The following is a 21,682-nucleotide window of genomic DNA, read 5'->3' as shown; positions in this document are numbered from 1 at the left end:
TTTGTCCTGAACTGAGGCGGATCCGCCGCTTGCCGGAACCCCGAACGCCTCCTAGTCTTTGGGGGTTGGTCTGATAGAGACGGACAATCAGGCAGTGACCACGCAAGGAACTCCATGAAGCAAAAGCGGACTCTCGGAACGCCTCGGTTGCTGGGCATCGTCTGGCCATTTATCGCCGTCGTGTTGTTTCAAGCCTTGTTGGGGGGCGTGAGTCTTTACGTCCTGTCGGCCGTTCGCGGCTATGTCGCTGGTGAAAGCCTTTGGTCCAAGGGCCAGAAAGACGCGATCTATTACCTCAATCTCTACGCGGACAGTCGCGACGAGGCGATTTACCTTAAATACCAGAACGCCATTGCCGTGCCTCAGGGCGGCCATCAATTGCGCCTGGCGCTGGACAAGCAACCGCCCGACCTGCAAGCGGCGCGTGAGGGCATTCTCAAGGGCGGTAACCATCCGGACGACGTTTCCAGTCTGATCTGGCTGTACCTGAACTTTCGTCACTTCAGTTATCTGGAAACCGCCATCGACCGCTGGACGCTGGGCGACGCCTATCTGGTGGAACTCGACGGCGTGGCGCAGGAGATGCATCAGCGCATCACCGCCAATGCCGCCACCGAAGCCGATATCCGCCGCTGGAAAGACCGGATCTTTGCGATCAATGACGGCGTGACCCCGGCCGCCAAGGCGTTCAGCGATGCCTTGGGTGAAGGTTCGCGGATGATCCTGCGCCTGCTGCTGTTCACCAACCTCGCCACTGCGCTGGGCCTGATCGTGCTGGCGCTGCTGCGCACCCGCAAACTGCTCAAGCAGCGACATGCCTTCGCCGAAGCGCTGCAACTGGAAAAGGACCGGGCCCATGTGACCCTGCACTCGATCGGCGACGGGGTGATCACCACCGACGTCAGCGGGGCGATCGATTACATGAACCCGGCCGCCGAGGCGTTGACTCACTGGAAGGCCGAGCAGGCTGCCGGTCTGCCCTTGGCGGCGCTGTTCAACCTGCTGGATGACAATGCCCAGAGCGAGGGCTTGACCCTGATCGAGCACATTCTCAGTGGCCAGCTCACCGGCGGCAGCGAGCATTCGAAGCTGATCCAGCGGCTGGACGGCAGCACCGTGTCGGTGACGCTGGTCGGTGCGCCGATCCGCAATGCCGGCAAGGTCAGCGGTACGGTGCTGGTGCTGCATGACATGACTCAGGAGCGGCAATACATCGCCAATCTGTCGTGGCAGGCCACCCACGATGCGCTGACCGGCCTGGCCAACCGTCGCGAGTTCGAATACCGGCTCGAACAGGCCCTGCACAACCTGACGCGGCAGGCCGGGCGACATGCGCTGATGTTCCTCGATCTCGATCAGTTCAAGCTGGTCAACGACACCTGCGGGCACGCGGCAGGCGATGAGTTGCTGCGCCATATCTGTGCGTTGCTGCAATCGGGTCTTCGCGAGGGCGACACCCTGGCGCGGCTGGGCGGCGATGAGTTCGGCATCCTGCTGGAGAACTGCGCACCGGAGGCGGCCGAGAAGATCGCCGAGAGCCTGCGTCAGACCGTGCAAAACCTGCATTTCGTCTGGAAGGGGCGGCCGTTCCTGACCACCGTCAGCATTGGTCTGGTGCACGTCGCACAGAACCCGACCACCCTCGAGGCCTCGTTGCGGGCCGCCGACATGGCTTGCTACATGGCCAAGGAAAAGGGCCGCAACCGGGTGCAGGTCTACCACGCCGACGACTCGGAACTGTCCCTGCGTTTTGGCGAGATGGCTTGGGTGCAACGCCTGCATATGGCTTTGGAGGAAAACCGCTTCTGTCTCTACGCCCAGGAAATCGCACCACTGGGTTCGGTTGCCGGTGGCACCCGCGGGCACATCGAAATCCTGTTGCGTCTGCACGATGAGGCAGGCCGGATGATCCTGCCGGACAGTTTCATACCCGCGGCGGAACGTTACGGTTTGATGACGTCGCTGGATCGCTGGGTTGTGCAGAATGTATTTAAGGTTATTGCTCAATGTATTAACGAAGAGTGCGAAGGCCCTCTGGCAATGTGTGCGATTAATCTTTCAGGCATTACTATCGGAGATGACGCGTTCTTGCACTTTCTACGCGAGCAGTTTGATAACTACGGCGTACCGCCTGAAATGATTTGTTTTGAAATTACAGAAACCAGTGCCATTGCAAATCTCGGGAGTGCAATCAGATTTATTAATGAACTCAAAGGCTTGGGTTGTTATTTCTCACTCGATGACTTTTGTGCCGGAATGTCTTCATTCGCTTATCTGAAACATTTGCCTGTAGACTTCCTGAAGATCGACGGGAGTTTCGTAAAGGATATGCTGGACGACCCGATTAACCGTGCAATGGTCGAAGTGATCAATCACATCGGGCATGTCATGGGTAAGCAGACAATTGCCGAGTTTGTCGAAACAGCGCAGATCGAGCAGGCATTGCTTGAAATCGGCGTGGATTACGCTCAGGGTTATGTCATCGAACGCCCGCAGTTGTTTACCTGTGACAGTTTGCAAAGTCGGCCCGCCAGACCGCAGCCGTTGTTATTCAAGGCGCCTGGCACGTTCCGTTGAAGTCTCTTGCCGATCCGTACAATCACAAATCAAAAGGAGCCGAACAGTGATCGACACATTCAACCGAACCGGACCACTCATGGAAGCTGCAAGTTATCCCGCCTGGGCGCAACAGTTGATCCAGGATTGCAGCGAGAGCAAACGCCGGGTTGTCGAACATGAACTTTATCTGCGCATGCGTGATAACAAGCTCAGCGCCAAAACCATGCGCCAGTACCTGATCGGGGGCTGGCCCGTCGTTGAGCAATTCGCGTTGTACATGGCGCAGAACCTCACCAAGACCAAATTCGCCCGTCATCCGGGTGAAGACATGGCGCGGCGCTGGTTGATGCGCAACATTCGCGTCGAACTCAACCATGCCGATTACTGGCTGCACTGGAGCCGGGCCCATGGGGTGAGCCTGGAAGACCTGCAGGCGCAGCAAGTGCCACCGGAATTGCATGCCCTGAGCCATTGGTGCTGGCACACCAGTTCGGCGGATTCACTGATCGTGGCCATCGCGGCCACCAACTACGCCATCGAAGGCGCGACCGGGGAGTGGTCGGCGCTGGTCTGTTCGACGGGTGTCTATGCTGCGGCCTTCCCTGAAGAGGATCGCAAGCGGGCCATGAAGTGGCTGAAGATGCACGCCCAGTACGATGATGCCCATCCGTGGGAGGCACTGGAGATCATCTGCACCCTGGCCGGGATGAACCCGAGCAAAGCCTTGCAGGCGGAGCTGCGACAGGCCATCTGCAAGAGCTACGACTACATGTACCTGTTCCTCGAGCGCTGCATGCAGCTCGAACTGTCGGAGCGGGTGTTAGTCGGGCGTGAGCGTCGGGCACTGGTCGAGAGCTGATTTCGGCAACATCCATAAAAAAACGGGAGCCTTGGCTCCCGTTTTTTGTTGGCGGCGAATAATCAGCCCGCCATGGTCAGGCGATTTCGCCCTTCACGCTTGGCGACATACAGCGCGCTGTCGGCGCGGCGCAGCAGGCTGTCGGCGGATTCGCCCGGCAACAGAGTCGAGCAGCCGAGGCTCACGGTCAGTTCGATCAATTGGTTATTGGCGTAGTAATCCTGGGCCTGGGCTGCCTGACGCAGGCGCTCACCGACCATGGCGGCCGCGTCGCGACCGGTGTTGGACAACAGGATCAGAAACTCTTCCCCGCCATAACGGAACACCATGTCGACGTTGCGCAACTGGCCCTTGATCGATGCGGCCACGGCTTTGAGCACGTCGTCGCCGGCGCTGTGACCATGGAGGTCGTTGACCTGCTTGAAGTGGTCGATGTCCAGCATCAGCAACGACAGCGGTTGCAGGTGCCGGCGGGACATCTCGATTTCGCGGTGCAGCGTCTGCTCCATGGCAATGCGGTTGCCGGCACCGGTCAGCGGATCACGCAGGGCGCTTTGCGTGGCGGCGCGGTACAGCAGGGCATTGCGCATCGGATACAGCAGCGCAGACAGCAACGATTCGAGATTGCCCAGTTCCTGTTCGCTGAAGCGCTGGTTGCGGCGGAACACCAGCTCACCCATGTGCTCGCCTTCGTGGCTGAGGCTGTAGCTGGCCGAGTGGTGACCGCGGGCACCGAACTCCAGTCGCAGGTCACTGCCATTGTGCACGTAGGTCAAGGCGTCCAGCGGCACCAGGCGCTGAACCTCGCGGAAAAACAGACCGAGGATGCGTTGAGGCTCAAGGCTGGTTTGCAGTTGCAGGCTCATTTGCTGGCGCAATTGTGCCAGGCTGGCAGGTCGCGCCAGAAGAGGTGGCTGCTGACCAAAGCCCAGGCGTTGCAATTTGGCATTGTCGAAGTCAATTGCAGTGGTCTGGGAGGGTGATTTCATATGGCGTGAGCCCCTAAGCAGTAAGTCTGTCTTACAGGCTGGGTGAGAGCGGCTATGGGCTGCGCGTCATACTGATCCATCAGTCCCGTAGGACATTTGGCGTAAGTTTAGTCTGCCCGATGACGATTAGTCAGCTATCGAATCAGGCCTTGCCCGACTGCCTTCACTCGGCGTGCTTTGAGGAAATGTAGAGCGAAAGTCGTGCCATACGGTTCATATTTTATTAAAACCGTTGTGGATCAATGGCTTGAGATTTTTGCGGAAGAAGGGGTGGTGGTTATTTGACTGAAGCTGCCGCGCTCAAAGCGGCAATTGCATGCCGCGACGGTATTCCGCCACGGCAACAAATGCGACGTATGGCATTACTGGGCGTTGAAGGCCTGGCCATTGATACCGGTGCTGTCCGGGCCCATCAGGTACAGATAGACCGGCATGATCTCTTCCGGAGTCGGGTTGTTCAGCGGGTTTTCCCCCGGGTAAGCCTGAGCGCGCATGCTGGTGCGAGTGGCGCCCGGGTTGATGCTGTTGGAGCGTACCGGGGCGACGTTTTCGACTTCGTCGGCCAGGGTTTGCATCAGGCCTTCGGTGGCGAACTTCGACACGCCATAGGCGCCCCAGTAAGCACGGCCCTTGCGCCCGACGCTGCTGGAGGTGAAGACCACCGAGGCGTCCTGCGACAGTTTGAGCAGCGGCAGCAGCGTGCTGGTCAGCATGAACATCGCGTTGACGTTGACCTGCATGACGCGCATGAAGTTTTCACCGGACAACTGCTCGATCGGCGTGCGCGGGCCGATGATCGAGGCGTTATGCAGCAGGCCGTCGAGGTGGCCGAACTCGGTCTCGATCATCGCCGCCAGCTCATCGTATTGATGGGGCAGGGCGGTTTCGAGGTTGAACGGGATCACGGCCGGCTGCGGATGCCCGGCTGCTTCGATCTCGTCGTAGACCTGGGTCAGGTTGGCTTCGGTCTTGCCCAATAGCAGCACGGTTGCACCGTGGGCGGCGTAGGTCCTGGCGGCAGCCGCGCCGATGCCACGACCGGCACCGGTGACCAGAATGACCCGATCCTTGAGCAATTCGGGGCGAGCGGAGTAATCAAACATAAGAAACCTCTAATCCATTAACTTCTGATCGTTCCCGCGTCATGCGCGGGAATTCAGCGATGGTCGCTTTGCCGCACCACTCAGCAACTGCACAGCGCGTTGTCGAGCACCTTGCGCAACTCCAGCGGATGATCCACCACCACGTCCGCGCCCCAGTGCCGAGGGTTGTCGTCGGGGTGGATGTAGCCATAGGTCACGGCAGCGGTTTTGGTGCCGGCGTCACGGCCGGATTCGATATCGCGCAGATCATCGCCGATAAACAGAACGGTCGACGGATCCAGATCAAGCATCTTGCAGGCCAGGGTCAGCATCTCGGGATCCGGCTTGCTGTTCTTCACGTGATCCGGGCAGATCAGCAGGGCCGAGCGCTCGGCCAGCCCCAGTTGCTGCATGATCGGCTCGGCGAAGCGCAGCGGCTTGTTGGTGACCACGCCCCAGACCAGATTGGCTTTCTCGATGTCGGCCAGCAATTCGCCCATGCCGTCGAACAGCTTGCTGTGCACGGCACAACCGACGAGGTAGCGCTCAAGGAACTCCAGACGCAATTCCTCGAAGCCCGGCGACTCCGGATCCATCGAGAACGTCACCGCGACCATGGCCTTGGCGCCGCCGGAGATTTCATCGCGGATGTGTTTGTCGTTCATCGGCGGCAAGCCACGATCCGCGCGCATCGCCTGGCAAATGGCGATGAAGTCCGGCGCGGTGTCGAGCAGAGTGCCGTCCATGTCGAAAAGGACTGCTCTGATGGCCATCGGCTTACTCCTCGCGCAGGGTCTGGATCATGTAGTTGACGTCAACGTCCGCCGCCAGCTTGTAGTGCTTGGTCAGCGGGTTGTAGGTCAGACCGATGATGTCCTTGACGGTCAGGCCGGCCATGCGGCTCCAGGCGCCCAGCTCGGACGGGCGGATGAATTTCTTGAAGTCGTGGGTGCCGCGCGGCAGCAGCTTCATGATGTATTCGGCGCCGACGATGGCGAACAGGTACGCCTTCGGGTTGCGGTTGATGGTGGAGAAGAACACCTGGCCGCCGGGCTTGACCATGCGGAAGCAGGCGCGGATCACCGAGGAAGGGTCCGGTACGTGCTCGAGCATTTCCAGGCAGGTGACGACGTCGAACTGCTCGGGCATTTCTTCGGCCAGGGCCTCGGCGGTGATCTGCCGGTATTCGACGTTCACGCCGGATTCCAGCTGATGCAGTTGCGCGACCGCCAGTGGCGCTTCGCCCATGTCGATGCCGGTCACGGTCGCGCCGCGCTGAGCCATGGCTTCACTGAGGATGCCGCCGCCGCAACCGACGTCGAGGACCTTCTTGCCGGCCAGATTGACGCGTTCGTCAATCCAGTTGACCCGCAGCGGGTTGATGTCGTGCAGCGGTTTGAACTCGCTCTCGCGGTCCCACCAACGATGGGCCAGGGCTTCGAATTTGGCGATTTCTGCGTGGTCGACGTTGCTCATGATTTCAATCCTCTAAAACTTGAAAAGGGCTGTAGCCCCGGAGTTTGCCCCGGGGTGTTTACGATTCGGTGTGGCCGCTGATGCGTCGGCCCCAGGCCCGGGCGGTTTCGCCGAGCTGTTGTTCGTCCAGTCGGGTCAGGCGCCGGTCGTCGAGCAACTGCTTGCCGGCAACCCACAGGTGTTTCACGCAGTCGCGACCGGTGGCGTATATAAGCTGCGAGACCGGGTCATAGACCGGTTGTTGCGCTAGGCCGGACAGGTCGAAGGCGACGATGTCGGCCGCCTTGCCGAGCTCCAGCGAGCCGGTCTCGGCTTCGATCCCCAAGGCTCGCGCGCCGTTCAGCGTGGCCATGCGCAGCGCCCGGTGGGCGTCCAGCGCGGTGGCCGAGCCGGCGACGGCTTTGGCCAACAGAGCGGCAGTGCGGGTTTCACCCAGCAGGTCCAGGTCATTGTTGCTCGCGGCGCCATCGGTGCCGACCGCCACGTTGACTCCGGCCTGCCACAGGCGCTCCACCGGGCAGAAGCCGCTGGCCAGTTTCAGGTTCGACTCCGGGCAGTGGATCACGCTGGTGTTGCTTTCTACCAGCAACGCCAGGTCGTCATCGCTGATCTGGGTCATGTGCACGGCCTGGAAGCGCGGGCCGAGCAAGCCCAGTCGGCCAAGGCGGGCCAGCGGGCGTTCGCCGCGCTGTTCGACCGCTTGCTGCACTTCGAACGCGGTTTCGTGGACGTGCATGTGTATCGAGGCGTCCAGCTCTTCGGCGATCACGCGGATTTTTTCCAGGTTCTCGTCGCCCACGGTGTAGGGTGCATGAGGGCCGAAGGTGATCTTGATGCGCTCGTGATGCTTCAGGTCGCCGAACAGTTCGACGCCCTGACGAATGGCTTCATCGGCGCTGGCGGCACCCGGAATCGGGAAGTCGAGGATCGGAATCGCGATCTGCGCGCGGATTCCGCTGTTGTGCACGCGCTCGCTGGCAACCTTCGGGAAGAAGTACATGTCCGAGAAACAGGTGATGCCACCTTTTATCTGCTCGGCGATGGCCAGGTCGGTGCCGTCACGCACAAAATCTTCATCGACCCATTTGCCTTCGGCCGGCCAGATGTGGTTTTCCAGCCAGGTCATCAGCGGCAGATCGTCGGCCAGCCCACGGAACAGCGTCATCGCGGCGTGGCCGTGGGCGTTGATCAGGCCGGGGCTGAGCAAAACGTCCGGCAGTTCGCGGACTTCGGCGGCGTTACACTTCAGCGCTTCGGCACGCGGGCCGATAAACACGATGCGACCGTCGCGGATGCCCAGGCCATGCTCCTTGAGCACAACGCCTGCAGGTTCGACGGGTACCAGCCAGGTCGGCAGCAATAATAAGTCGAGCGCAATGGCAGGTTTCGGCATCGAGGGTCGGTTCCAGTGCTTTTGTAAAGGATGGCGAAGTATACCCGAGCGTCTTCGCGGGGGGATCGCTATAATCGGCGGCTTTTGTTCATGAGTGCGGGGTGAGGGATGCGCGATCGACTGTTGGCTGCGGAGAAAGTAAAGGCCATCGATTGGCGTGATGGCGCGCTCCACCTGCTGGATCAGCGCGTTTTGCCGTTCGAGGAAAACTGGATCGCCTACACCAGCGCCGCCGGCGTGGCCGAGGCAATTCGTTCGATGGTGGTGCGCGGTGCGCCGGCCATCGGCATCAGTGCCGCGTACGGCATCGTGTTGGCGGCCCGTGCCCGGATTGCCGAAGGTGGCGACTGGTATGCGTCGCTGGAAGAGGATTTCATGTTGCTGGCCGATTCCCGTCCGACAGCGGTCAACCTGTTCTGGGCGTTGAACCGCATGCACGACCGGCTGGACCGCTTGAAGGAAAACGCCGATCCGCTGGCGGCGCTGGAAGCCGAAGCCATTGCGATTCATGAAAGCGATCGTGAAGCCAACCTGACCATGGCCCAGCTCGGCGTCGACCTGATCCGCAAGCATCAGGGCAATGCTCAGGCAATTCTCACTCACTGCAACACCGGCGCCCTGGCCACCGGCGGTTTCGGGACGGCGCTCGGGGTGATTCGCGCGGCGTTCATCGAGGGCATGGTCGAGCGCGTCTACGCCGACGAAACCCGGCCGTGGCTTCAAGGCTCGCGTCTGACCGCGTGGGAGCTGGCCAACGAAGGCATTCCGGTGACCCTGAACGCTGACTCTGCCGCCGCGCATATCATGAAAACCAAAGGCGTGACCTGGGTGATCGTCGGCGCCGACCGGATCACCGCCAACGGCGATGTGGCGAACAAGATCGGCACCTATCAACTGGCGGTCAACGCCATGCACCACGGCGTGCGTTTCATGGTGGTGGCGCCGAGTTCGACCATCGACATGAATCTGGCCAGCGGTGACGACATCCCGATCGAGGAGCGCGACGGCGCCGAGTTGCTGGAGGTTGGCGGCAAACGTGTCGGGGCTGACGTCGAAGCGTTCAACCCGGTGTTTGACGTGACCCCGGCGGACCTGATCGACGCGATCGTCACCGAAAAAGGCATCGTCGAGCGCCCGGACACTGCGAAGATGGCGCAGTTGATGTGCCGCAAGCGCCTGCATTGATTGACTCTGGCGTCTGTTCGGACGCCATCGCTGGCAAGCCAGCTCCCACAGGTTTTGTGCACGCCGCCGATCTTGTGGGAGCTGCGGTGCGACGACTCGACTTGCCAGCGATGAGGCCTTGAAAGTCAATAAACATCCGCAATTTCGCCCCGAAATTTGCATTCAGGGAAGCTCTGAGCCTCTCTCGTCCCCGTTAAGCCTGTCATCGGTCATCTAACTATGCTCCATGCGCATCTGGGGGATAGGTGCGTGGCGGCTCTTGTGATAACATCCGGCGTTTTCCGAGGCAGTCCCACGGGGTTGTCTTCACTGCGCAAATCCAGGGTCAACTTGTCGATTTGTCGTAAGTCGGCGCATGGCACTCGGCCTGCATCGACGAGCTTCGTGCGTCCCCTATGGATATGGCGAAGTTTCACCAGAAAAAGGAATCAGGCTTCTCATGGGCGAACTGGCCAAAGAAATCCTCCCGGTCAATATCGAAGACGAGCTGAAACAGTCCTATCTCGACTACGCGATGAGCGTGATCGTCGGCCGTGCACTGCCGGATGCGCGCGATGGCTTGAAGCCCGTGCACCGTCGCGTGCTGTTCGCGATGAGCGAGCTGGGCAACGACTTCAACAAGCCGTACAAGAAATCTGCCCGTGTCGTCGGTGACGTGATCGGTAAGTATCACCCGCACGGTGATACCGCGGTGTACGACACCATCGTCCGCATGGCGCAGCCTTTCTCCCTGCGTTACCTGCTGGTCGACGGCCAGGGCAACTTCGGTTCGGTGGACGGCGACAACGCCGCGGCCATGCGATACACCGAAGTGCGCATGACCAAGCTGGCGCACGAGCTGCTGGCCGACCTGCACAAGGAAACCGTGGACTGGGTGCCGAACTACGACGGCACCGAGCTGATCCCGGCGGTCATGCCGACCCGCGTTCCGAACCTGCTGGTCAACGGCTCCAGTGGTATCGCCGTGGGCATGGCGACCAACATTCCGCCGCACAACCTCGGTGAAGTCATCGACGGTTGCCTGGCCCTCATCGACAACCCCGAGCTGACCGTCGATGAGCTGATGCAATACATTCCCGGTCCGGACTTCCCGACTGCCGCGATCATCAACGGTCGCGCCGGCATCATCGAAGCCTACCGCACCGGCCGTGGCCGCATTTACATGCGCGCCCGTTCGATCATCGAAGACATCGACAAGGTCGGTGGCCGTCAGCAGATCGTCATCACCGAACTCCCTTACCAACTGAACAAGGCACGTCTGATCGAGAAGATCGCCGAGCTGGTAAAAGAGAAGAAGCTCGAAGGCATCACCGAACTGCGCGACGAGTCCGACAAGGACGGTATGCGCGTCGTGATCGAACTGCGTCGCGGCGAAGTGCCTGAGGTGATCCTCAACAACCTCTACGCCCAGACCCAGCTGCAATCGGTATTCGGCATCAACATCGTTGCGCTGATCGACGGCCGTCCGCGGATCCTGAACCTCAAGGACCTGCTGGAAGCCTTCGTCCGTCACCGTCGCGAAGTCGTTACCCGCCGCACCGTGTTCGAACTGCGCAAGGCGCGCGAGCGTGGTCACATCCTCGAAGGTCAGGCCGTTGCCCTGTCGAACATCGACCCGGTCATTGCCCTGATCAAGGCTTCGCCGACGCCGTCGGAAGCCAAGGAAGCGCTGGTCAGCACGCCGTGGGAATCCTCGGCTGTGGTGGCGATGGTGGAACGTGCCGGTGCCGATTCGTGCCGTCCTGAAAACCTCGATCCACAATACGGTCTGCGTGAAGGCAAGTACTTCCTGTCGCCAGAACAGGCGCAAGCCATTCTGGAGCTGCGTCTGCACCGTCTGACCGGTCTGGAGCACGAAAAGCTGCTGGCCGAGTATCAAGAGATCCTCAACCAGATCGGCGAGCTGATCCGCATCCTCAACAGCGCCGTGCGCCTGATGGAAGTGATCCGCGAAGAGCTGGAAGTGATCCGTGCCGAATACGGCGACGTGCGCCGCACCGAAATCCTCGATGCCCGTCTCGACCTGACCCTGGGCGACATGATCCCGGAAGAAGAGCGCGTCGTGACCATTTCCCACGGTGGCTATGCCAAGACCCAGCCGCTGGCTGCGTACCAGGCCCAGCGTCGTGGCGGTAAAGGCAAATCGGCTACCGGCGTGAAGGATGAGGACTACATCGCTCACCTGCTGGTCGCCAACAGCCACACCACCCTGCTGCTGTTCTCCAGCAAGGGCAAGGTGTACTGGCTGAAAACCTACGAAATCCCTGAAGCGTCCCGCGCCGCCCGTGGTCGTCCGTTGGTCAACCTGCTGCCGCTGGATGACGGTGAATACATCACCACCATGCTGCCGGTCGAGGAATACACCGAAGGTCACTACATCTTCATGGCCACCGCCAACGGCACCGTGAAGAAGACCCCGCTGGAATCCTTCAGCCGTCAGCGCAGCGTCGGTCTGATCGCGCTGGAACTGGACGAAGGTGACGTGCTGATCTCCGCGGCCATCACCGATGGCGAGCGTGAAGTAATGCTGTTCTCCGACGGCGGCAAGGTCACCCGCTTCAAGGAATCCGACGTGCGTGCCATGGGCCGTACCGCCCGCGGTGTGCGCGGCATGCGTCTGCCGGAAGGGCAGAAGCTGATTTCGATGCTGATCCCGGAAGAAGGCAGCCAGATCCTCACCGCTTCCGAGCGTGGCTACGGCAAACGCACCGCGATCACCGAGTTCCCTGAGTACAAACGTGGCGGCCAGGGCGTGATCGCCATGGTCAGCAACGAGCGTAACGGCCGTCTAGTCGGTGCGGTTCAGGTGCTTGATGGCGAGGAGATCATGCTGATTTCCGACCAGGGCACGCTGGTGCGTACCCGTGTCGACGAAGTTTCCAGCCTGGGTCGTAACACCCAGGGCGTGACCCTGATCAAGCTGGCCAAGGATGAAACCCTGGTCGGTCTGGAGCGGGTCCAGGAGCCGTCGGAAGTCGAGGGTGAAGAGCTTGAAGGTGAAGAAGGTGTCGAACTGGAAGAGGGCGTGATCGGCGCCGAACCGGACGATGCGGTCGACAACCTGCAGGCGGACGCCGCAGACGAAGAAGAGTCGCAAGACTAACCAAATCGTAGCAGGGCAGAGTGTTTGCTCTGTCCGCTACCGTGATTGCATAGCGAGAGTGGATGTGAGCAAACGAGCCTATAACTTCTGCGCAGGTCCCGCTGCGCTGCCTGAAGCTGTCCTGTTGCGTGCCCAGTCCGAGATGCTCGACTGGCACGGCAAGGGTCTGTCGGTCATGGAAATGAGCCATCGCAGCGATGACTACGTGGCCATCGCCGAGAAGGCCGAACAAGACCTGCGCGACCTGCTGTCCATCCCCTCCAATTACAAAGTGCTGTTCCTGCAGGGCGGTGCGAGCCAACAGTTCGCCGAGATTCCGCTGAACCTGCTGCCCGAGAACGGCACTGCCGACTATGTCGAAACCGGCATCTGGTCGAAGAAAGCCATCGAGGAAGCGCGTCGCTTCGGCAACGTCAATGTTGCCGCCAGCGCCAAGCCTTATGACTATCTGGCCATCCCTGGCCAGAACGAGTGGAAGCTGGCTCCGGGTGCGGCCTATCTGCACTATGCGTCCAACGAAACCATCGGCGGCCTGCAGTTCGACTGGGTTCCCGAGGCTGGTGACGTTCCGCTGGTGGTCGACATGTCCTCCGATATCCTCTCGCGTCCGATCGATGTGTCGCAGTACGGCCTGATCTACGCCGGCGCGCAGAAGAACATCGGCCCGAGCGGTCTGGTGGTAGTGATCGTCCGTGAAGATCTGCTGGGCCGCGCCCGCAGTTCGTGCCCGACCATGCTCGACTACAAGGTCTCGGCCGATAACGGCTCGATGTACAACACCCCGGCGACCTATTCCTGGTACCTCTCGGGCCTCGTCTTCGAGTGGCTGAAGGAGCAGGGTGGCGTCGCCGCGATGGAGCAGCGCAACAAGGCGAAGAAAGATCGCCTGTACGGCTTCATCGACAACAGTGACTTCTATACCAACCCGATCAGCGTCAACGCCCGCTCGTGGATGAACGTGCCGTTCCGTCTGGCTGACGAGCGGCTGGACAAGGCGTTCCTGGCTGGCGCCGACGCCCGTGGCCTGCTCAACCTCAAGGGCCATCGCTCGGTTGGCGGCATGCGTGCCTCGATCTACAACGCTCTGGGTCTGGACGCCGTCGAAGCACTGGTCGGCTACATGGCTGAATTCGAGAAGGAGCATTCCTGATGTCCGAGCAGGAGCTCAAGGCGCTGCGCGTTCGCATCGATAACCTGGATGAGAAGATCCTCCAGCTGATCAGCGATCGCGCGCGCTGCGCCGAAGAAGTTGCCCGGGTCAAGATGGCCAGTCTGGCCGAAGGCGAGCAGCCGGTGTTCTACCGTCCCGAGCGTGAGGCGCAGGTCCTCAAGCGCGTGATGGAACGCAACAAGGGGCCGCTGGGCAACGAAGAGATGGCGCGCTTGTTCCGCGAAATCATGTCTTCGTGCCTGGCTCTCGAGAACCCGCTGAAAGTGGCTTATCTCGGTCCGGAAGGCACCTTCACCCAAGCGGCGGCCATGAAGCACTTCGGTCACGCGGTGATCAGCAAGCCGATGGCGGCGATCGACGAAGTGTTCCGTGAAGTGGCAGCCGGTGCGGTGAATTTCGGCGTGGTGCCGGTGGAGAACTCCACCGAAGGCGCGGTCAACCATACCCTCGACAGCTTCCTCGAACACGACATGGTCATCTGTGGCGAAGTCGAGTTGCGCATTCACCACCACCTGTTGGTCGGTGAAAACACCAAGACCGACAGCATCAGCCGCATTTATTCCCACGCTCAGTCGCTGGCCCAGTGCCGCAAGTGGCTGGACGCCCATTATCCGAATGTCGAGCGCGTGGCGGTTTCCAGCAACGCCGAGGCGGCCAAGCGGGTCAAGGGCGAGTGGAACTCGGCGGCGATCGCCGGTGACATGGCGGCCGGGCTGTATGGCCTGACCCGTCTGGCCGAGAAGATCGAGGATCGCCCGGACAACTCCACGCGCTTCCTGATGATCGGTAACCAGGAAGTGCCGCCGACCGGCGACGACAAGACGTCGATCATCGTATCCATGAGCAACAAGCCCGGCGCGCTCCATGAGCTGCTGGTGCCGTTCCATGACAACGGGATCGACCTGACCCGGATCGAAACCCGTCCGTCGCGCAGCGGCAAATGGACCTACGTGTTCTTCATCGACTTCGTTGGTCATCACCGTGATCCGCTGATCAAAGGTGTACTGGAAAAGATCAGTCAGGAAGCAGTAGCACTCAAGGTGCTGGGTTCCTACCCGAAAGCAGTTCTTTAAGGGGTGGTAGCAATGAGTGGCAACTTCCTCGCTCTGGCACAGCCGGGCGTGCAACAACTTTCGCCCTACGTACCGGGCAAGCCCGTGGACGAACTGGCGCGCGAGCTGGATCTGGATCCGGCAAGCATCGTCAAACTGGCGAGCAACGAAAACCCGTTGGGCGCCAGCCCGAAAGCGCTGGACGCGATCCGCGAAGCGCTGGACGAGCTGACTCGTTATCCGGACGGCAACGGTTTTGCCCTGAAATCCCTGCTGGCCGAGCAGTGCCGTGTCGAGCTGAACCAGGTGACCCTGGGCAACGGCTCCAACGACATTCTTGAACTGGTGGCGCGCGCCTATCTGGCGCCGGGCCTGAATGCCGTGTTCAGCGAGCACGCGTTCGCGGTCTACCCGATCGCGACTCAGGCGGTCGGCGCTCAGGCCAAGGTCGTTCCGGCCAAGGACTGGGGTCATGACCTGCCAGCGATGCTGGCGGCCATCGACGCCAGCACCCGCGTCGTGTTCATCGCCAACCCGAACAACCCGACCGGCACCTGGTTCGGCGCCGAAGCGCTGGACGAGTTCCTGCAGGACGTGCCGGAACATGTGCTGGTGGTGCTGGACGAGGCCTACATCGAATACGCCGAAGGCAGCGATCTGCCGGATGGTCTGGATTTCCTCGCGGCTTATCCGAACCTGCTGGTCTCGCGCACGTTCTCCAAGGCCTACGGTCTGGCGGCGCTGCGCGTTGGTTACGGCTTGTCCACCCCGGTGGTGGCGGACGTGCTGAACCGTGTACGCCAGCCGTTCAACGTCAACAGCCTGGCTTTGGCCGCATCGTGTGCGGCGCTGAAGGACGAGGAGTATCTGGCGCAGAGCCGTCAGCTCAATGAATCCGGCATGCAACAGCTGGAAGCGGGTTTCCGCGAGCTGGGCCTGAGCTGGATTCCTTCCAGGGGCAACTTTATCTGCGTCGACCTCGGTCAGGTGGCGGCTCCGGTGTTCCAGGGCCTGCTGCGCGAAGGCGTGATCGTGCGTCCGGTGGCCAACTACGGCATGCCGAACCATCTGCGGGTGACCATCGGTCTGCCGGCGGAAAACAGCCGCTTCCTCGAAGCGCTGCGCAAGGTTCTGGCTCGTGGGTGATGTCACTGCGCTGCAATCTGCTGCACCTATGATCGGGCGCCTGGTGGTGGTCGGTCTGGGGTTGATCGGTGGTTCGTTTGCCAAAGGTTTGCGTGAAAGCGGCGTGTGCCGCGAAGTGGTCGGGGTCGATCTCGATCCGCAATCGCGCAAGCTGGCGGTCGAGTTGGGCGTGGTGGATCGCTGCGAAGATGATCTGGCAGCGGCTTGCCAGGGCGCGGACGTGATCCAGTTGGCGGTACCGATCCTGGCCATGGAAAAAGTGCTGGCCCGTCTGGCCAGTATGGATCTGGGGCAGGCGATCCTGACGGATGTCGGCAGCGCCAAGGGCAATGTGGTGCGCGCGGCGACCGAAGCGTTCGGCGGCATGCCGGCGCGTTTCGTGCCGGGCCATCCGATTGCCGGTTCCGAGCAGAGCGGGGTGGAAGCCTCCAACTCGGAACTGTTCCGCCGTCATAAAGTGATTCTGACCCCGCTGGAGCAGACCGATCCGGCTGCCCTGGCGGTGGTTGATCGCTTGTGGCGCGAGCTGGGTGCCGACGTTGAGCACATGCAGGTCGAGCGTCACGATGAAGTGCTGGCTGCGACCAGTCATCTGCCGCACCTGCTGGCCTTCGGTCTGGTCGATTCGCTGGCCAAGCGCAATGAAAACCTTGAGATCTTCCGTTACGCTGCGGGCGGTTTCCGTGATTTCACAAGAATCGCCGGAAGCGACCCGGTCATGTGGCATGACATCTTTCTCGCCAACCGCGAGGCTGTCCTGCGCACACTCGATACATTTCGCAGCGACCTCGACGCCTTGCGCGACGCGGTCGATGCAGGGGATGGGCACCAATTGTTGGGCGTCTTCACGCGCGCCCGGGTTGCCCGCGAGCATTTCAGTAAAATCCTGGCCCGCAGGGCCTATGTGGACGCTATGAATTCCAACGATCTGATTTTCCTGGCTCAACCTGGTGGCCGCCTGTCCGGTCGGATTCGCGTACCGGGTGACAAATCGATTTCCCACCGTTCGATCATGCTCGGTTCCCTGGCTGAAGGCGTCACCGAAGTCGAAGGCTTCCTCGAGGGCGAAGACGCCCTGGCGACCTTGCAGGCGTTCCGCGACATGGGCGTGGTCATCGAAGGCCCGCATCACGGCCGCGTGACCATCCACGGTGTCGGCCTGCATGGCCTGAAGCCTGCGCCGGGCCCGATCTATCTGGGCAACTCCGGCACTTCGATGCGCCTGCTGTCCGGCCTGCTGGCCGCGCAGGACTTCGACAGCACCCTGACTGGTGACGCTTCGCTGTCCAAGCGCCCGATGAACCGCGTCGCCAACCCGCTGCGGGAAATGGGTGCCGTGATCGAAACCGCTGCCGAGGGTCGTCCACCGATGACCATTCGTGGCGGTCACAAGCTCAAAGGCCTGACCTACACCATGCCGATGGCCAGTGCCCAGGTTAAATCCTGCCTGCTGCTGGCGGGTCTGTACGCCGAAGGCAAGACCACCGTTACCGAGCCGGCTCCGACCCGTGACCACACCGAGCGCATGCTGCGCGGCTTCGGCTATCCGGTGAGCGTCAACGGTGCCACGGCATCGGTTGAGTCCGGCGGCAAGCTGACCGCGACCCACATTGAAGTGCCGGGCGATATCTCGTCGTCGGCATTCTTCCTGGTGGCGGCGTCGATTGCTGAAGGCTCGGAACTGGTACTCGAGCACGTCGGCATCAACCCGACCCGTACCGGTGTGATCGACATCCTGCGCCTGATGGGCGCCGACATCACTCTGGAAAACCAGCGTGAAGTGGGTGGCGAGCCGGTTGCCGACCTGCGCGTGCGAGCGGCTAAACTCAAGGGTATCGAGATTCCGGAAGCGCTGGTTCCACTGGCGATCGACGAATTCCCGGTGCTGTTCGTGGCCGCGGCCTGTGCCGAAGGGCGTACCGTGCTGACCGGCGCCGAAGAGCTGCGGGTCAAGGAGTCGGACCGTATCCAGGTCATGGCGGACGGTCTGCTGGCGCTGGGCGTCAAGTGCGAACCGACCCCGGACGGCATCATCATCGACGGCGGCCAGATCGGCGGCGGCGAAGTGCATGGTCATGGCGATCACCGTATCGCGATGGCTTTCAGCGTGGCCTCGCTGCGCGCCACGGCACCGATCCGCATCCATGACTGCGCCAACGTCGCGACATCGTTCCCGAACTTCCTGGCGCTGTGCGCACAGGTCGGCATTCGTGTGGCGCAAGAGGCTCAGTCGTGAACAATATTGCTCCGGTCATCACCATCGATGGGCCAAGCGGCTCGGGCAAAGGCACCGTAGCCGGGATTCTGGCCAAGCGTCTGGGCTGGAATCTGCTGGATTCCGGTGCGCTGTATCGCCTGCTGGCGTTTGCTGCGCACAACCATGGTGTCGACCTGACCAATGAAGAGCTGCTGAAGAAACTGGCCGCTCATCTGGATGTGCAGTTCATCGCGGCGACCGACGGTCAGCTGCAACGCATCATTCTGGAAGGTGACGAAGTCAGCGATGTCATCCGCACTGAAAGCGTCGGATCCGGCGCTTCTCAGGTGGCTGCATTGCCGGCCGTGCGCGAGGCGCTGCTGCAGCGCCAGCGTGCTTTCCAGGAATCGCCGGGCCTGGTGGCCGATGGTCGCGACATGGGCACGGTGGTATTTCCGAATGCGCCCCTGAAGATTTTCCTGACCGCCAGTGCCGAGGAGCGGGCGCGCCGTCGATATTTGCAGTTGAAGGGCAAAGTCGAGGGTGTTAGTCTGTCGAGTCTGCTAGATGAGATCCGTGCGCGCGACGAGCGTGATACCCAGCGAGCGGTGGCCCCGCTCAAGCCGGCGGCTGACGCCATACAGCTGGATTCCACGGAGTTGTCCATCGATCAGGTGCTGGAACGCATCATGAGCGAGATCGCCATTCGCGATATCGCCGGGTGACCAGGAAGGCCGCAGGGGACCAGTCATAGTCCTGCGGTGGCTTCCTTTAAATGAAACTGACCCGCATCGTCTGGGATGTGGAGACGGGCGTATTTTTCGTCCTAATCAACAGGAATTAAAATGAGCGAAAGCTTTGCGGAACTCTTTGAAGAAAGCCTAAAGACCCTGAACCTTCAGGCAGGCTCCATCATCACCGGTGTTATCGTTGATATCGATTACCAAGCTCGCTGGGTAACCGTTCACGCTGGCCTGAAGTCCGAAGCACTGATCCCTCTGGAGCAGTTCTACAACGACGCTGGCGAACTGAACATCAACGTCGGTGACGAAGTTCACGTTGCTCTGGACTCGGTTGAAGACGGTTTCGGCGAAACCAAGCTGTCCCGTGAAAAAGCCAAGCGCGCTGAATGCTGGATCGTTCTGGAAGCAGCCTTCGCAGCCGAGGAAGTGGTCAAGGGCGTTATCAACGGTAAGGTTAAAGGCGGCTTCACTGTCGACGTTAACGGCATCCGTGCGTTCCTGCCAGGTTCCCTGGTTGACGTCCGTCCAGTGCGCGACACCACGCACCTGGAAGGCAAAGAGCTGGAATTCAAGGTCATCAAGCTGGACCAGAAGCGCAACAACGTTGTCGTTTCCCGTCGCAGCGTCCTGGAAGCCGAGAACTCCGCCGAGCGTGAAGCTCTGCTGGAATCCCTGCAGGAAGGCCAGCAAGTCAAAGGTATCGTCAAAAACCTCACCGATTACGGCGCATTCGTCGATCTGGGTGGCGTGGACGGCCTGCTGCACATCACCGACATGGCGTGGAAGCGTATCAAGCACCCTTCCGAAATCGTCAATGTTGGCGACGAGATCGACGTCAAGGTTCTGAAGTACGATCGCGAGCGCAATCGTGTTTCCCTGGGCCTGAAGCAACTGGGCGAAGATCCATGGGTTGCTATCAAAGCCCGTTACCCAGAAAGCACTCGCGTTACCGCTCGTGTAACCAACCTGACCGACTACGGCTGCTTCGCTGAGCTGGAAGAAGGCGTTGAAGGTCTGGTACACGTTTCGGAAATGGACTGGACCAACAAGAACATCCACCCTTCGAAAGTCGTACAAGTCGGCGACGAAGTGGAAGTCATGGTTCTGGACATCGACGAAGAGCGTCGTCGTATCTCCCTGGGCATCAAGCAGTGCAAGTCGAACCCATGGGAAGACTTCTCTGGCCAGTTCAACAAGGGCGACAAGATCTCCGGCACCATCAAGTCGATCACCGATTTCGGTATCTTCATTGGTCTGGACGGCGGCATCGACGGTCTGGTTCACCTGTCCGACATCTCTTGGAACGAAGTGGGCGAAGAAGCCGTACGTCGTTTCAAGAAGGGCGACGAGCTGGACACCGTTATCCTGTCGGTTGACCCGGAGCGTGAGCGTATCTCCCTGGGTATCAAGCAACTGGAAAGCGATCCGTTCTCCGAGTACGTCTCGGTTAACGACAAAGGCGCAATCGTTACTGGCACCGTGAAAGAAGTTGACGCCAAAGGCGCCATCATCGTTCTGGCCGACGATATCGAAGCGACTCTGAAAGCCTCCGAAATCAGCCGTGACCGCGTTGAAGACGCGCGCAACGTTCTGAAAGAAGGCCAGCAAGTAGAAGCCAAGATCATCAGCGTTGATCGTAAGAGCCGCGTAATCCAGCTGTCGATCAAATCGAAAGACGATGCTGAAGAAAAAGAAGCTATCCAGAGCCTGAAAACCGCTCCGGAAGGCGAAGCAGCTGACACCACCATGGCGGCACTGCTGCGTCAAGCAATGGCCAAACAGAACTGAGTTCTGTCTGATCATTAAAAAGGGCGACTTCGGTCGCCCTTTTTTGTGCCTTCGATTTGGTAAGCCTCGCTCTCTGGTTATACGGGTGAAACCATTTCCTTTGCCGGGCGGTCTGTTTCTTTAATCGGATCAATCGTCTATTCGCGTCTAGGCTTAGTCTGAAGATCGCAGTAGTCGGGCAGGCGCCTGGCATAAGGATGTGAATGAACAAGTTTATAGTTCTGTTGGGTATGTTGGTGTTGGCAGGCTGTACGACTAGCGCCAAGACTCATGCGGTGCGCGGAGTCAGCGGTATCGAGGTTGACTGCTCCGGCTTGGGTTCGGGCTGGGAGAGGTGTCAGAAGCGCGCAGCCAAGGAATGCAAGGGGGCGGGTTACAAGGTGATCACGCGATCTGATGATGCGCGGGATGAGGATGAGTTTCCCTTTGGTTTCAATCCTGCCGGCTATGTCACTCGAACCATGCTGGTGATTTGTCGGTGAGTGAGCGTTGGCGTGCATGCGATCCGATGCCCTGAAAATGGGCGTTTCGGCGAGCGGAAAGATATGTCAAGCCCTGGGCTGTTCAAAATCTTCCGGGCGTGCTAAAACCTTTCAAGCGCTGATCTAGCTGCTTGAAAAAGAAGGGAAAAATATGACGAAGTCGGAGTTGATCGAACGAATTGTCACCCATCAGGGGCTGCTCTCATCCAAGGATGTTGAGCTGGCCATCAAGACCATGCTTGAGCAAATGTCCCAGTGCCTTGCCACAGGTGATCGTATCGAGATCCGTGGCTTTGGCAGCTTCTCCTTGCACTATCGTGCGCCGCGAGTCGGCCGCAACCCGAAGACAGGGCAGTCTGTCAGTCTTGACGGAAAGTTCGTTCCCCATTTCAAGCCAGGCAAAGAGCTTCGGGATCGAGTGAATGAGGAAGAGGATGAATAGTAGATATGACCAGGG

17 protein-coding genes are annotated in these 21,682 nt (G+C 60.4%); 12 read left to right on the top strand and 5 right to left on the bottom strand.

Annotated elements, in window-relative coordinates:
* Positions 1–114: 114 nt before the first annotated feature.
* Both ABFB52_RS21190 and ABFB52_RS21185 read left to right on the top strand, forming a co-directional pair.
* Positions 115–2,577, top strand: a complete 2,463-nt coding sequence (locus ABFB52_RS21190; RefSeq protein ID WP_085745018.1) for an EAL domain-containing protein — start codon at positions 115–117, stop codon at positions 2,575–2,577.
* A gap of 46 nt (positions 2,578–2,623) precedes the next feature.
* Complete coding sequence (locus ABFB52_RS21185) at positions 2,624–3,418, top strand: iron-containing redox enzyme family protein (protein ID WP_085745017.1); 795 nt, start codon at positions 2,624–2,626, stop codon at positions 3,416–3,418.
* A gap of 62 nt (positions 3,419–3,480) precedes the next feature.
* Here the strand turns inward: ABFB52_RS21185 and ABFB52_RS21180 are convergent, their stop codons facing one another.
* The 5 genes from ABFB52_RS21180 to ABFB52_RS21160 form a co-directional block, all read right to left on the bottom strand.
* Positions 3,481–4,407, bottom strand: coding sequence for a GGDEF domain-containing protein (locus tag ABFB52_RS21180; RefSeq protein WP_102717096.1), 927 nt, complete (start codon positions 4,405–4,407; stop codon positions 3,481–3,483).
* 362 nt (positions 4,408–4,769) lie between these two features.
* Entirely contained in the window at positions 4,770–5,510 is a 741-nt protein-coding gene (locus ABFB52_RS21175) for a YciK family oxidoreductase (RefSeq protein ID WP_129972542.1), read from the bottom strand.
* A gap of 80 nt (positions 5,511–5,590) precedes the next feature.
* A complete protein-coding gene (mupP, locus tag ABFB52_RS21170) occupies positions 5,591–6,262 on the bottom strand; it encodes an N-acetylmuramic acid 6-phosphate phosphatase MupP (protein ID WP_074688036.1) in 672 nt (223 codons plus the stop codon).
* Positions 6,263–6,266: 4 nt separating this feature from the next.
* Positions 6,267–6,965, bottom strand: a complete 699-nt coding sequence (gene ubiG / locus ABFB52_RS21165) for a bifunctional 2-polyprenyl-6-hydroxyphenol methylase/3-demethylubiquinol 3-O-methyltransferase UbiG (RefSeq protein ID WP_007950906.1) — start codon at positions 6,963–6,965, stop codon at positions 6,267–6,269.
* A gap of 58 nt (positions 6,966–7,023) precedes the next feature.
* Positions 7,024–8,358, bottom strand: coding sequence for a TRZ/ATZ family hydrolase (locus tag ABFB52_RS21160; protein ID WP_007950908.1), 1,335 nt, complete (start codon positions 8,356–8,358; stop codon positions 7,024–7,026).
* A 108-nt stretch (positions 8,359–8,466) separates the two neighbouring features.
* Between ABFB52_RS21160 and mtnA the strand changes: the two genes are divergently transcribed.
* The 10 genes from mtnA (at position 8,467) to ihfB (ending at position 21,667) form a co-directional block, all read left to right on the top strand.
* A complete protein-coding gene (gene mtnA / locus ABFB52_RS21155; protein ID WP_007950910.1) occupies positions 8,467–9,543 on the top strand; it encodes an S-methyl-5-thioribose-1-phosphate isomerase in 1,077 nt (358 codons plus the stop codon).
* A gap of 439 nt (positions 9,544–9,982) precedes the next feature.
* Complete coding sequence (gene gyrA, locus ABFB52_RS21150) at positions 9,983–12,646, top strand: DNA gyrase subunit A (protein WP_129972543.1); 2,664 nt, start codon at positions 9,983–9,985, stop codon at positions 12,644–12,646.
* A 64-nt stretch (positions 12,647–12,710) separates the two neighbouring features.
* Positions 12,711–13,796 (top strand): 3-phosphoserine/phosphohydroxythreonine transaminase, encoded by a 1,086-nt coding sequence (gene serC / locus ABFB52_RS21145; RefSeq protein ID WP_129972544.1) that lies wholly within the window; start codon positions 12,711–12,713, stop codon positions 13,794–13,796.
* Entirely contained in the window at positions 13,796–14,890 is a 1,095-nt protein-coding gene (gene pheA / locus ABFB52_RS21140) for a prephenate dehydratase (RefSeq protein ID WP_007950913.1), read from the top strand. Before serC ends, pheA begins: the two co-directional genes overlap by 1 nt.
* 12 nt (positions 14,891–14,902) lie before the next feature.
* Entirely contained in the window at positions 14,903–16,015 is a 1,113-nt protein-coding gene (gene hisC / locus ABFB52_RS21135) for a histidinol-phosphate transaminase (RefSeq protein WP_129972545.1), read from the top strand.
* Positions 16,016–16,043: 28 nt separating this feature from the next.
* Positions 16,044–18,251, top strand: a complete 2,208-nt coding sequence (locus ABFB52_RS21130; RefSeq protein ID WP_240868636.1) for a bifunctional prephenate dehydrogenase/3-phosphoshikimate 1-carboxyvinyltransferase — start codon at positions 16,044–16,046, stop codon at positions 18,249–18,251.
* The gene (gene cmk, locus ABFB52_RS21125) at positions 18,248–18,937 is read left to right on the top strand and encodes a (d)CMP kinase (RefSeq protein ID WP_085647507.1); all 690 of its coding nucleotides are present in this window, start codon (positions 18,248–18,250) and stop codon (positions 18,935–18,937) included. The genes ABFB52_RS21130 and cmk overlap by 4 nt, the downstream gene beginning before the upstream one ends.
* A gap of 120 nt (positions 18,938–19,057) precedes the next feature.
* On the top strand, positions 19,058–20,743 hold the full coding sequence (rpsA, locus tag ABFB52_RS21120) for a 30S ribosomal protein S1 (protein ID WP_102717097.1): 1,686 nt from the start codon (positions 19,058–19,060) through the stop codon (positions 20,741–20,743).
* A gap of 203 nt (positions 20,744–20,946) precedes the next feature.
* Complete coding sequence (locus ABFB52_RS21115) at positions 20,947–21,225, top strand: hypothetical protein (protein WP_085745007.1); 279 nt, start codon at positions 20,947–20,949, stop codon at positions 21,223–21,225.
* A 151-nt stretch (positions 21,226–21,376) separates the two neighbouring features.
* Complete coding sequence (gene ihfB / locus ABFB52_RS21110; RefSeq protein WP_085745006.1) at positions 21,377–21,667, top strand: integration host factor subunit beta; 291 nt, start codon at positions 21,377–21,379, stop codon at positions 21,665–21,667.
* The last annotated feature ends 15 nt before the right edge of the window (positions 21,668–21,682 follow it).

It is taken from the genome of Pseudomonas sp. 9.2(2024) (assembly GCF_039695385.1).
Lineage (GTDB): Bacteria > Pseudomonadota > Gammaproteobacteria > Pseudomonadales > Pseudomonadaceae > Aquipseudomonas > Aquipseudomonas paraglycinae.
Note: the sequence above shows the minus strand (reverse complement) of the source record. Positions and strands in the feature narration are given on the sequence as shown.

Coding starts and splice junctions, on each gene's coding strand:
- ABFB52_RS21190 (WP_085745018.1), top strand. CDS start 115: ATGAAGCAAAAGCGGACTCTCGGAACGCCTCGGTTGCTGGGCATCGTC.
- ABFB52_RS21180 (WP_102717096.1), bottom strand. CDS start 4,407: ATGAAATCACCCTCCCAGACCACTGCAATTGACTTCGACAATGCCAAA.
- ABFB52_RS21175 (WP_129972542.1), bottom strand. CDS start 5,510: ATGTTTGATTACTCCGCTCGCCCCGAATTGCTCAAGGATCGGGTCATT.
- mupP (WP_074688036.1), bottom strand. CDS start 6,262: ATGGCCATCAGAGCAGTCCTTTTCGACATGGACGGCACTCTGCTCGAC.
- ubiG (WP_007950906.1), bottom strand. CDS start 6,965: ATGAGCAACGTCGACCACGCAGAAATCGCCAAATTCGAAGCCCTGGCC.
- ABFB52_RS21160 (WP_007950908.1), bottom strand. CDS start 8,358: ATGCCGAAACCTGCCATTGCGCTCGACTTATTATTGCTGCCGACCTGG.
- mtnA (WP_007950910.1), top strand. CDS start 8,467: ATGCGCGATCGACTGTTGGCTGCGGAGAAAGTAAAGGCCATCGATTGG.
- gyrA (WP_129972543.1), top strand. CDS start 9,983: ATGGGCGAACTGGCCAAAGAAATCCTCCCGGTCAATATCGAAGACGAG.
- pheA (WP_007950913.1), top strand. CDS start 13,796: ATGTCCGAGCAGGAGCTCAAGGCGCTGCGCGTTCGCATCGATAACCTG.
- hisC (WP_129972545.1), top strand. CDS start 14,903: ATGAGTGGCAACTTCCTCGCTCTGGCACAGCCGGGCGTGCAACAACTT.
- ABFB52_RS21130 (WP_240868636.1), top strand. CDS start 16,044: ATGATCGGGCGCCTGGTGGTGGTCGGTCTGGGGTTGATCGGTGGTTCG.
- rpsA (WP_102717097.1), top strand. CDS start 19,058: ATGAGCGAAAGCTTTGCGGAACTCTTTGAAGAAAGCCTAAAGACCCTG.
- ABFB52_RS21115 (WP_085745007.1), top strand. CDS start 20,947: ATGAACAAGTTTATAGTTCTGTTGGGTATGTTGGTGTTGGCAGGCTGT.
- ihfB (WP_085745006.1), top strand. CDS start 21,377: ATGACGAAGTCGGAGTTGATCGAACGAATTGTCACCCATCAGGGGCTG.